We start from the raw sequence: 10,839 nt of genomic DNA, 5'->3' as shown, positions 1-10,839 counted from the left end.
ACTGCTGAATGAGGAGATCTTCGACACTCTGGATGATGCACGGCGGAAGCTGGCCCTCTGGCGCTACGACTACAACAACGTCAGGCCACACTCATCGCTCGGAAATCAGACGCCAAAGCAAGCGCGGCAGGCGCTTGAGCAATTTGAGGGCTCCGCGCCCACCGCGCTTGCCCAATCCAGAACCCCCAACTATCAAAACCAAACCTGCAGACTCTCGTTATGAGTGAGGGACCAGTGGGGGGCAGGTCAGTAAGCCTGCCAGAAAAAATCTCAAGAAAAATTACCTTTTTCTGTTCGAATGCGCTTGCAGCTCCCGCGCTATAAGTCTAAACGGAGGGCATTGGCGCGGGATGGAGCAGCCCGGTAGCTCGTCAGGCTCATAACCTGAAGGTCGTAGGTTCAAATCCTACTCCCGCAACCAATATTAGCGAAGCATCACTTACAGAAAAACCCGCCTTACCGGCGGGTTTTTCTGTGTTTGAGGGGCGGGCCGCCCCGCCCCATGCGCTTAGCGCCCAAATTTTAGGGGCACGACCTCAAATTGCCCAATCGAAAGGCGTTATTGCTGCGCCGCAGAAAGCGACCCCAGGTTAAGGCTTGTTAGAACGCCCCCCGGAAATCGAGGCTGTGGGTGCCTCGCTATGGGGCGGCGCCAAGCGAGTTGTCCGGCAAGGGGGCATCCGCGCGCGATAACAATAAACGCTGTGTGGAGAAGGCGTCTTCGCGTCTTTGCTTTTCCGCACACCAAACGGGGATACCGTCATGAAGTTTTTCACCAAACGCACAGTCACGGCGACCGCTGCCTTTCTGCTCGCAGGTTCAGCCGTCGCCGCGGCCTGCGACGATCCGATCAAGGTTGGCGTGCTGCACTCCCTCTCAGGGACGATGGCCATTTCCGAGACGACATTGAAAGACACGATGGAGCTTTTGATCGCGCAGCAAAACGCCGCCGGCGGCTTGCTGGGGTGTGAGATCGAAGCGGTCGTCGTCGACCCGGCTTCCGACTGGCCACTGTTCGCCGAAAAAGCGCGCGAGCTTCTGACCGTCTCCGAAGTGGATGTCATCTTTGGCTCTTGGACTTCGGTCTCACGCAAATCCGCGCTGCCCGTTCTGGAAGAGCTGAACGGCCTGATGTTCTACCCGGTCCAGTATGAGGGCGAGGAAAGCTCGCGCAATGTGTTCTACACCGGTGCGGCGCCGAACCAGCAGGCGATTCCAGCCACCGATTATTTCCTTGAGGAACTGGGCGTCGAGAAATTCGCGCTGCTGGGCACCGACTATGTCTATCCCAGAACCACCAACAACATTCTTGAGCAATATCTGCTGGATAAGGGCATTTCCAAAGAGAACATCTTCGTCAATTATACGCCTTTTGGCCATTCCGACTGGTCCACCATCGTGGCGGATGTGGTCGAACTGGGTGCGGATGGCTCGCAGGTGGGCGTGATCTCAACCATCAATGGCGATGCGAATATCGGATTTTACAAAGAACTGGCGGCTGCCGGTATCTCCGCCGATGACATTCCGGTCGTCGCCTTCTCGGTCGGGGAGGAAGAGCTTTCGGGCCTCGATACCGCTGACCTCGTGGGGCATCTCGCCGCGTGGAACTACTTCCAATCGGCTGAATCCGATCAGAATGACGAATGGGTCGCCGCGTGGAAAGAGGCGATGGGCGAAGACCGGGTGACCAATGACCCGATGGAGGCGCATTACATCGGTTTCAACATGTGGGTGAACGCGGTCACCGAAGCGGGCACCACGGATGTGGATGCGGTGCGCGCGGCGATGTATGGGCATGAATTCCCCAACCTCACCGGCGGGACGGCTGTCATGCTGCCCAATCACCACCTCGCCAAGCCTGTGCTGATCGGCGAAATCACCGAAGACGGCCAATTCGACATCATCAGCCAGACCGAAGAAGTGCCGGGCGATGCATGGACGGATTTCCTGCCTGAATCGGCGGTTCTGGTCTCCGATTGGAAAGACCTCGAATGCGGCATGTACAACAAAGAGACAGAGACCTGCGTTCAGTTGACTTCGAACTACTGAACCCAAGGGCCGGGCGCGTGCTCAGCCGTGCCCGGCATCTGTTTTGACCAGTCCCTCTCCGAAAGCCCCATACCTCATGGTTCGAATGCTGCTCAGCCTGATGTGCTTGCTGGCCTCTGTCGGTCTTGCATTCGCTCAGGATCTCCAGTCCCTTTTGCAGGCCCACGAAACAGAGGTGGTCAAACCCTCGCGTAAATCGGTCGGTGTCCTATTGGACGATCTGGTGGCCTCGGGTCTGCCACAGGTGCCGGCCTTTCTGGAGCAATGGGCCGAGCGGAACGTCTGGCAGGACGATGCCTCGGGTCTGTTCTACTTTGGGGCCGAGGACGGCAAAACACTCGCGCTGCGCGACGTTGATACGGGCGAAGAAACGACTGCGCCCTCGGATGGGTACAGCCAATTGCGCCCCAATGGCGGTGTGCGGCGGGTCATCGGCACGGCGCTGGTGCAGTTCCAACTCTCTGATCCTGACCCCGAACGCCGTCGGGCTGCGCTTGAAAGCATCGCGCGCCGCAGCGATGCCAACCAGCTTGACCCGCTCGTGGCTTCGCTCGACGGGGAGGATGACCCCGCCCTGCGCGCCCGCAAAGAACAGTTGGCCAATTTCCTGACCGCGCGCTTTGGACAGGCGGCTGATGATCGCATCCGTGCGATCGAAAGCCTATCCTCCGACACCTCACTCGAAGCGCGGGCGGTGCTGAGCCAGATCCTTTCGGTCAAGACCGGCGTGGCCAAACAGCAGCCCGAGGGGAACATCGCGCGCATTCTTGATCCCATGGCAGCACCCTTGGCAAGCTATGAGGCGCTGGTCGAGGCAGGGCTTGCCCCTGCGATCGTGCCACAAGGCGAGATACGTGCGGCGCTGGAAGCCAACATCGTCGATGGCCGTGTGGGCGGCATTCCTTTAACGCAATTGGATGACCCGGCGCGGCGGGTGGATGCCTATCGCGCGCTTGTCAAGGCAGGGAGCCTGCCGCCTTTGGTGACGCAGGATGATATCGACGCCGCTTTGCAAAACGCCGTCTTTTACGAACGCTTCGAAGAGGATGATACCGCGATCACCGACGCGGCCCGCGCCACGCTCGACGCGGTCGAAACGCGGGTTGGCTGGGCGCAGACGTTGGATTTGACGCTCGACGGTCTTTCGCTGGCCTCGATCTACTTTCTCGCCGCGATTGGGCTTGCGATCACCTTTGGGCAGATGGGGGTCATCAACATGGCCCATGGCGAGTTTATCATGATGGGTGCCTATACGGGCTATGTCGTGCAGCTCATCATCCCCGATTACACGGTGTCGCTTCTGATCGCGCTGCCACTGGCCTTTGCCGTCACCTTTGGCGCGGGCGTCGCGATGGAGCGGCTGGTGATCCGGCATCTCTATCATCGCCCGCTTGAAACCCTTTTGGCGACCTTCGGCATCTCGATCGCTTTGCAACAGATCGCCAAGAACATCTTTGGCACCCAGGCCCGCCCGCTGACATCGCCCGAATGGCTGCGCGGGGCGCTGGTGATCTCGGATGTGATTCAGATCAGTTTCATCCGCATCGCCATTTTCGTGCTGGCGCTGATCTTTCTGTTCCTGCTGCTGTACATCCTCAAGCGCACGCGCCTTGGCTTGGAGGTGCGCGCGGTGACGCAGAACCCCGGCATGGCGGCCTCGATGGGGATTAATCCCGATCGCATCAACATGATGACCTTCGGACTGGGCTCCGGCATCGCCGGGGTCGCGGGCGTCGGCATCGGGCTTTATGCGCAGGTCACCTCCGAGATGGGCACGAATTACATCGTGCAAAGCTTTATGACCGTCGTGGTGGGCGGTGTCGGATCGGTCTTCGGCACGCTGGCGGGCGCGGGGCTGATCGGCTTCCTGCAAAAGGGGATCGAGTGGTTGAACCCCTCCAACACGCTGGCGGCCCAGACCTACATGATCCTTTTCATCATCCTGTTCATTCAATTCCGGCCCAAGGGCATTGTCGCCCCCAAGGGCCGGGCAGCGGCGGATTGAGCCATGACCCAGACGCACAGCCAAGGCAGTTCCTTCATCGGGCGCAATCCTTCGGTTCTCTACTTCCTTGCCGCGCTTGGCCTGTTCACGGCCCTGGTCACGGTAATGTCCGAAGCGGTCGGCACCGGGCTTGTCTCAACCTCTTTCGTCAAGACGCTGGGCAAAACCCTTTGCCTCTGCCTTGTGGCCATCGCGATGGATGTGGTCTGGGGCTATTGCGGCATCCTCAGCCTCGGGCATTTCGCCTTTTTTGGGATCGGGGGCTACGCCATAGGGATGTGGCTCATGTATGCGCGCACCGAAATCATCGTGGCCGACAGTCTTGCCGGTCAGACCATCCCGCCCACGCCGCAGGAGATATCGGACGCCATCGGAAACCAGATTTTCGGGGTTGTCGGCTCATCCGACTTTCCGCTGATCTGGGCCTTTGCGGACAGTCTGTGGATTCAATTGGCCTTCGTCGTGCTGATCCCCGGCGCGCTGGCACTGGTCTTTGGCTGGCTTGCCTTCCGCAGCCGCGTTAATGGGGTCTACCTGTCGATCCTAACCCAAGCCATGACGCTGGCGCTGGCGCTTTACCTCTTCCAGAACGACAGCGGGCTGCGGGGCAACAACGGCCTGTCGGGCCTGCAGAACATCCCCGGTTTCGCCGATAGTGGGCAAGATGTGGTCTCAATCGTCTTCTTTCTCGCCTCTGCCTTGGCGCTCGCATTGGGCTATCTGTTCTTCGCTTGGATCACCGACAGCAAGCTGGGCAATATCATCCAAGCCATCCGCGACGATGAATCGCGCGTCCGGTTCCTCGGCTATCATGTGGAGAGCTATAAGCTCTTCGTCTTTACCATCACCGCCATCGTCGCAGGCATCGCAGGCGCGCTCTATTATCCGCAGGCGGGCATCATCAACCCGGCGGAAATCGCGCCCATCGCTTCGATCTATCTGGCAGTCTGGGTCGCCATCGGCGGGCGAGGGCGGCTTTACGGGGCGGTCATCGGGGCGGCGGTGGTCTCTCTTTTGTCCAGTTGGTTCACGGGGGGTGGTGCGCGCAGCATCGATCTGGGGGTCTATACGATCCATTGGGTCGACTGGTGGCTGATGCTGCTTGGACTGAGCTTTGTACTTATCACGCTGTTTGCACCCAAGGGCATCGGCGGCCTCTTTGACAAACTGGTGCGCAAGTCATGACTTCTCTTTTGGAAATGTCCGGAATCTCGAAATCCTTTGACGGGTTTCAGGCGATCAAGAACCTCAGCCTGCAGATTGGGGAGCCGGAGTTGCGCGCCGTCATCGGCCCCAATGGGGCGGGCAAGACCACCTTCATGGATATCATTACCGGCAAGACGAAGCCGGATGAGGGCTATATTCGTTTCGGCGAGGAGAGCCGCTCGCTCATCGGTTTGTCGGAAAGCCAGATTGCGATGCTGGGGATCGGGCGGAAGTTTCAAAAGCCCACGGTTTTCGAGGCGCAGAGCGTGCGCGAAAACCTTGCCATGGCGCTCAAGAACCCGCGCGGCACCTTCTCGGTCCTGTTTCATCGCAAAAGTGCAGAGGGGGCGGCGCGGCTCGAACAGATCGCCGATGAGATCAACCTGACCGCCCATCTCTCCCGCCCGGCAGGAGAGTTGAGCCATGGGCAAAAACAATGGCTGGAGATCGGGATGCTGCTTGCGCAATCGCCGCGCCTGCTGCTGGTGGATGAGCCCGCCGCCGGCATGACCGCGCAGGAGCGCGAACACACCACCGACATCCTGAAAAAGGCGGCAAAGACCCGCGCCGTTATCGTGGTGGAGCATGATATGGAGTTCGTGCGGCGGCTGAACTGCAAGGTGACCGTGCTGCACGAAGGATCGGTGCTGGCCGAAGGGTCACTGGATCATGTGACCAACAACCAGACCGTTATTGACGTTTATTTGGGGCGCACCGATGCTGGAGATTGAGAACCTGAGCCTGAAATACGGGCAATCCCAGATCCTCCATGACATCACCTTGAACGCGCCCGTGGGGCAGGTGACCTGTGTGACCGGCACGAATGGGGTCGGCAAGACGAGCCTGCTGAAAGCCATCGCCGGGCGACAGCCTTTCTCAGACGGGGCGATCAGGCTTAATGGCGTGGAATTGCAACCGGGGCGTGCGGCAGTCTCGGCCAAGGCGGGCGTCGGGTATGTGCCGCAGGGGCGTGAGATTTTTCCGCTGATGACCGTGCAAGAGAACCTTGAGACGGGCTTTGCCTGCCTGCCCAAGTCCGAGCGCAGGATCCCGGACGACATTTTCGATCTCTTCCCGGTCCTTGCCGAAATGAAGACCCGGCGCGGGGGCGACCTTTCGGGCGGGCAACAACAGCAGCTTTCCATTGCCCGGGCGCTTATTGCCCGCCCCAAGGTGCTGCTGTTGGATGAACCCACCGAGGGGATTCAGCCCAATATCATCCAGATGATTGGCCGCACCATCCGGCTTCTGCGCGACCGGGGGGCGTTGGCCATCGTGCTGGTCGAGCAGAACTTCGATTTCGCCTATAACAACGCGGATCATTTCCACGTCATGCAGCGCGGGCAGATCACACAATCAATCCCAAAGGCCGAAGCGAAAAGAGAGCAGCTTTTGGACGCGCTCGCGCTCTAGCTGACCTTTCAAAGCAGGATCACACGCAGGCTTGGGCGACGCTTTCGTCTCGGAAACCTCCTATTATTGTGGGGCGCGTGGCAGCAAAGTCTTGACTTCCCGACCGTCAAACGGTGTACCTGCGCGAAACCTGAAATAGCCCTAGGAAGGGACCATCATGCACGCCTATCGCAGCCATACCTGTGCCGATCTGAGCCTTGAGAACAAGGGTGACAATGTGCGCCTGTCCGGCTGGGTGCACCGGGTGCGGGATCACGGCGGTGTGCTGTTTCTGGACCTGCGCGACCATTATGGCATCACCCAGGTGATCTGCGACCCCGACAGCCCGGCCTTTGCCGAGATGGAAAAGGTCCGCGCGGAGTGGTGTGTGCGCATCGACGGCACCGTCAAGGCGCGCGACGAGAGCCTGATCAACCCCAAGCTGCCCACGGGCGAGATCGAAGTCTACGCGCGCGACATTGAAATCTTGGGCTCTGCCGCGGAACTGCCGCTTCAGGTCTTCGGTGATCAGGAATACCCCGAAGAGACACGTCTGCGCTATCGCTACCTCGACCTGCGCCGCGAGAAGATGCAAAAGAACATGGCGCTGCGCTCGGATGTGGTGGCCTCGATCCGCAAACGCATGTGGGATCAGAACTTCCGCGAATTCCAGACGCCGATCATCACCGCCTCCTCCCCCGAGGGCGCGCGCGACTTCCTCGTGCCGTCGCGTCTGCATCCGGGCAAGTTCTACGCGCTGCCGCAGGCGCCGCAGCAGTTCAAACAGCTGCTCATGGTCTCGGGCTTTGACAAATACTTCCAGATCGCGCCCTGCTTCCGCGACGAAGACCCGCGCGCCGACCGGTCGCCCACCGATTTCTATCAGCTCGACATGGAGATGTCCTTTGTCACGCAGCAGGATGTGTTCGACACGATCCAGCCGGTGATCGCGGGCATCTTCGAAGAATTCGGCGGCGGCAAGAAGGTCGACGAGACGTGGGAGCAGATTTCCTACAAGGACGCCGCGCTGTGGTATGGCTCCGACAAGCCTGACCTGCGCAATCCGATCAAGATGCAGGTGGTGAGCGATCATTTCCGCGATTCCGGTTTCGCGATTTTCGCCAAACTGCTTGAGCAGGAGGGCACCGAGATCCGCGCTATTCCCGCGCCCACAGGCGGCAGCCGCAAGTTCTGCGACCGCATGAACGCCTTCGCGCAGAAGGAAGGTCTGCCCGGCATGGGCTATATCTTCTGGCGCGATCAGGGCAACGGAATGGAGGCGGCAGGCCCGCTGGCCAAGAACATCGGGCCTGAGCGCACCGAGGCGATCCGCCAGCAGTTGGGTCTGGGCGTCGGCGATGCGGCCTTCTTCCTCGGCGGCAAGCCGAAGAGCTTCGAGGCCGTCGCGGGCCGTGCGCGTAACGTCATCGGCGAGGAGTTGAACCTGACCGACAAGGAGCGTTTCGCCTTTGCATGGATCGTGGATTTCCCGATCTACGAGCGCGACGAAGAGACCGGCAAGATCGACTTCGAGCACAACCCCTTCTCCATGCCCCAGGGCGGAATGGAGGCGCTGGAGGGCGATCCGCTCAAGGTGCTGGGCTATCAGTACGATCTCGCCTGCAACGGCTACGAACTGGTCTCTGGCGCGATCCGGAACCACAAGCCCGAGATCATGTTCAAAGCCTTTGAGATCGCGGGCTACGGCGAAGACGAGGTGCGCAAGCGCTTTGGTGGCATGGTCAACGCCTTCCAATACGGCGCGCCGCCGCACGGTGGCTGCGCTGCGGGCATCGACCGTATCGTCATGCTGCTGGCCGAAGAGCAGAACATCCGCGAAGTCATCCTCTTCCCGATGAACCAGCGCGCCGAAGACCTGATGATGAACGCCCCTTCCGAACCCACCAGCGATCAGCTGATGGAACTGGGGCTGCGGGTCATCCCGCAAGAGTGATCCTGTCTGAATGAAACGTCGCCCCCGGCTTAACCGGGGGTGATATTGCCCGGTAGGATGCCCAGCACCAGAACCGGGCAGCCGCCGCTGCGCCCGGCGGCGATACGGCTGATCAGCTTGTGGGTGCCGGTGGTGCTGGCCCCGAATTTCGCGCTGACGGTCTTGTCGGTCTCATTGCCGAATTTGTCCAAGCAATTGCCGAGCGATTTGAAAAAGTCGTTCGACAGTTCGCGCGTCACGATGACGCCCACGTCGATCACCCCCGCTTCGAAGAAGCTGCGAAAGGCATAGAGGTCGCGGTCGTAGGTCTGATCTTTGCTGTTCCACTCATAGTCGAATGCCACCCGGCCCCGCCAGAAATCGACCATATGATTGTGGATGAAGTCTTCGCGGATGATGCGGTCAACCTCCGGCGCGCTGTCGCCCTTGCCCGCGGTGAGTTGCACCAGCAAGTCAGCCTTGATCCGCACCTCTTCGTGGAAATTCTCGGCTGCGGCATATTTCGCGAAACGGGTGGTGGCCGACATGCGGTTGCCCCCCGGCGCGCGGATTTCATTGCGGCTGATCGTGAACTGTCGCAGCACCCGGATGATCGCGGCCAGTTCCTCGGGCGCGCGCTGTTGCAGCACGGCGGCGGCGCTGCGGTAACTGGTAACGGAATAGCGGTCGCGCAGATCGACGGGCAGCAGGTCTTCGACGAGCCTGTCGCTGTCGAAAACCGCGTCGTCGATGCGCCGCGCCAGATTACTCAGCCGCGACACTGGAATTGTAGCTGTAGGTCTTCCAATCGGGCTTATAATCCGCCTCGGCCTGATTGCCCCAAACGGTCCAGCCCTCGCGCACGCCGCGCCCGAAAAGTTCGAGGTAGGGGCCCCAAGAGCAGCTTTCGATCAGGTCATATTGCTCATCCGGCTTGCGCGAATGTTCGCGCTTGCGGGTTTGCAGCATGTTCACCTGCCGCCGCCCGGCGTCGAGCGTGCGCACGTTCTTACCACGCACGCCGAAAAGCAAAATCTCGGTCACATTGCGGAAATAGAAGCCCACGCCGCGCCCATCACTGCCGCCATCCTTGCGGATTTTGTGCCAGATGATGTTGGATTTATACTCAAACCCCCAAGCCTTGAGCACCTGCAAACCTTCGGGCAGCAGCGCATTGGGCACCCACATGTAGCAATGCGCGCGGTCTTCGAGGTGATCGGCCACGGGCAGGGCGCAGATATCCTCAACCGTCATCGTAGGATAACGGGCCAAGCGCTTATGCTCGGGCGCAACCTTGCCGGTCCGGTTGGTAAAGCGCCACGGCGGGTCGGCCATGACGCAGCCAAACCGGTCTTTGCCCAGAAAGTCGCGTAGGTCTTGTGATGGGTTATCGCTCATATCCAATATATTGCGTTTCCTCGGGCTTTCTTGCAACCGCAACCTGCCCGGCGGGGCTGGATATCCACAAGAACGTTAAGGGAACACATTTAGCAGGGATGCGCGGCTTGGGTCAATCCTCTAGACTGTCTTCGCGCTTTTCCTCGATGAGTTTGGCTTCCTTTTCCTTACGCTTCAGGAACTTGTCGCCAAAGGCGTCGTTGTGTTCCTTGCCGATCACCTTCTTCGCACGGGTGAAAAGCTCGTCTTCTTCCTCATCCATGTGATGCTCGTAATCGTGCTTGAGCTGCTTGAAACGAGTCAGCCAAGCAGATGAGGACATATCGGTTTCGCGCAGCTCTTCCATGATATCGTCAAGCTGCTGGTGCTCATGCACCGAATGGCGCGCGTGATCCTGGCCCCATGTCTCGGACATCAGCGTGGAATAAAAAGTCTCTTCCTCGGCGGCGGCGTGGGATTTCACGTCATGGTAAAAACGGTCCCAAGCTTCGCGGCGCTCGGCGCTGTCGCCTTCGGTGTCGGCAATGGTGTTCAGCAGGGCGCGGTGCTCATCATGATCTTCTTTGATCGCGTCATAGATGGAGGGCATGGGAAAATCCTTTGGTGTTACCTGTGGCTAACGCCGCAGCCACCGGCAGGTTCCCGCCTTAGAAGACCGTGCCCTGTGCCGCTTGGCTGGCGACCTCTTGGAACAGCCCGCCGGTTTGTGCGTGAAATGCCGCCAAGGCGACGACGATCAGCCCAAGCGCATTCGCGCCCACAACGATCCAGTCGACCGGCTTTGCGGGTGTCGCGCTGTCCTTTCTGTGCTGCTGGCTCATCTCACCCTCCCGGGCCTTTGCGGTTGCGACGATGC

Annotated in this window: 11 protein-coding genes and 1 tRNA gene; 8 read left to right on the top strand and 4 right to left on the bottom strand. The window is 60.0% G+C overall.

Going from position 1 to position 10,839, the window contains the following annotated elements:
- From ACGYK7_RS05405 to aspS, 8 genes are all read left to right on the top strand, one after another.
- A partial coding sequence (locus ACGYK7_RS05405; protein ID WP_394399741.1) for an integrase core domain-containing protein occupies positions 1-223 on the top strand: 223 nt, incomplete at its 5' end.
- Between the two features lie 121 nt (positions 224-344).
- A tRNA-Met gene (locus ACGYK7_RS05400) sits at positions 345-421 on the top strand.
- A 341-nt stretch (positions 422-762) separates the two neighbouring features.
- Positions 763-2,049: an urea ABC transporter substrate-binding protein gene (gene urtA, locus ACGYK7_RS05395; RefSeq protein ID WP_394399739.1), complete on the top strand. Its 1,287-nt coding sequence runs from the start codon at positions 763-765 to the stop codon at positions 2,047-2,049.
- 76 nt (positions 2,050-2,125) lie between these two features.
- A complete protein-coding gene (gene urtB / locus ACGYK7_RS05390) occupies positions 2,126-4,054 on the top strand; it encodes an urea ABC transporter permease subunit UrtB (RefSeq protein ID WP_394399737.1) in 1,929 nt (642 codons plus the stop codon).
- Positions 4,055-4,057: 3 nt separating this feature from the next.
- Positions 4,058-5,239, top strand: a complete 1,182-nt coding sequence (gene urtC, locus ACGYK7_RS05385; RefSeq protein ID WP_394399735.1) for an urea ABC transporter permease subunit UrtC — start codon at positions 4,058-4,060, stop codon at positions 5,237-5,239.
- Complete coding sequence (urtD, locus tag ACGYK7_RS05380; RefSeq protein ID WP_394399733.1) at positions 5,236-5,991, top strand: urea ABC transporter ATP-binding protein UrtD; 756 nt, start codon at positions 5,236-5,238, stop codon at positions 5,989-5,991. The genes urtC and urtD overlap by 4 nt, the downstream gene beginning before the upstream one ends.
- Positions 5,978-6,673: an urea ABC transporter ATP-binding subunit UrtE gene (urtE, locus tag ACGYK7_RS05375; protein WP_394399731.1), complete on the top strand. Its 696-nt coding sequence runs from the start codon at positions 5,978-5,980 to the stop codon at positions 6,671-6,673. The genes urtD and urtE overlap by 14 nt, the downstream gene beginning before the upstream one ends.
- Positions 6,674-6,830: 157 nt before the next feature.
- Positions 6,831-8,606, top strand: coding sequence for an aspartate--tRNA ligase (gene aspS, locus ACGYK7_RS05370; protein WP_394399729.1), 1,776 nt, complete (start codon positions 6,831-6,833; stop codon positions 8,604-8,606).
- 29 nt (positions 8,607-8,635) lie between these two features.
- On the opposite strand, the gene ACGYK7_RS05365 is transcribed toward aspS, so the two are convergent.
- The 4 genes from ACGYK7_RS05365 to ACGYK7_RS05350 all read right to left on the bottom strand — a co-directional run bounded on the left by ACGYK7_RS05365 (position 8,636) and on the right by ACGYK7_RS05350 (position 10,804).
- A complete protein-coding gene (locus ACGYK7_RS05365; RefSeq protein ID WP_394399726.1) occupies positions 8,636-9,367 on the bottom strand; it encodes a BglII/BstYI family type II restriction endonuclease in 732 nt (243 codons plus the stop codon).
- On the bottom strand, positions 9,351-9,983 hold the full coding sequence (locus tag ACGYK7_RS05360; RefSeq protein WP_067261508.1) for an MT-A70 family methyltransferase: 633 nt from the start codon (positions 9,981-9,983) through the stop codon (positions 9,351-9,353). Before ACGYK7_RS05360 ends, ACGYK7_RS05365 begins: the two co-directional genes overlap by 17 nt.
- 112 nt (positions 9,984-10,095) lie before the next feature.
- Positions 10,096-10,572 carry a hemerythrin domain-containing protein gene (locus tag ACGYK7_RS05355; RefSeq protein ID WP_394399724.1) on the bottom strand — a complete coding sequence of 159 codons (477 nt, stop codon included), beginning with the start codon at positions 10,570-10,572 and terminating at the stop codon, positions 10,096-10,098.
- Positions 10,573-10,630: 58 nt separating this feature from the next.
- Complete coding sequence (locus tag ACGYK7_RS05350; RefSeq protein WP_394399722.1) at positions 10,631-10,804, bottom strand: hypothetical protein; 174 nt, start codon at positions 10,802-10,804, stop codon at positions 10,631-10,633.
- Positions 10,805-10,839 lie beyond the last annotated feature (35 nt).

The sequence above is a fragment of the Sulfitobacter sp. 1A15299 genome (assembly GCF_043556915.1).
Classification (GTDB): domain Bacteria; phylum Pseudomonadota; class Alphaproteobacteria; order Rhodobacterales; family Rhodobacteraceae; genus Sulfitobacter.
The sequence above is the reverse complement of the archived record's forward strand: the minus strand, read 5'-3'. Positions and strand labels throughout refer to the sequence as shown.

Excerpts from the sequence above, each read along its gene's own strand:
- ACGYK7_RS05360 (WP_067261508.1), bottom strand. The coding sequence starts at position 9,983 with ATGAGCGATAACCCATCACAAGACCTACGCGACTTTCTGGGCAAAGAC.
- urtE (WP_394399731.1), top strand. The coding sequence starts at position 5,978 with ATGCTGGAGATTGAGAACCTGAGCCTGAAATACGGGCAATCCCAGATC.
- urtB (WP_394399737.1), top strand. The coding sequence starts at position 2,126 with ATGGTTCGAATGCTGCTCAGCCTGATGTGCTTGCTGGCCTCTGTCGGT.
- urtC (WP_394399735.1), top strand. The coding sequence starts at position 4,058 with ATGACCCAGACGCACAGCCAAGGCAGTTCCTTCATCGGGCGCAATCCT.
- ACGYK7_RS05355 (WP_394399724.1), bottom strand. The coding sequence starts at position 10,572 with ATGCCCTCCATCTATGACGCGATCAAAGAAGATCATGATGAGCACCGC.
- urtD (WP_394399733.1), top strand. The coding sequence starts at position 5,236 with ATGACTTCTCTTTTGGAAATGTCCGGAATCTCGAAATCCTTTGACGGG.
- urtA (WP_394399739.1), top strand. The coding sequence starts at position 763 with ATGAAGTTTTTCACCAAACGCACAGTCACGGCGACCGCTGCCTTTCTG.
- ACGYK7_RS05350 (WP_394399722.1), bottom strand. The coding sequence starts at position 10,804 with ATGAGCCAGCAGCACAGAAAGGACAGCGCGACACCCGCAAAGCCGGTC.
- aspS (WP_394399729.1), top strand. The coding sequence starts at position 6,831 with ATGCACGCCTATCGCAGCCATACCTGTGCCGATCTGAGCCTTGAGAAC.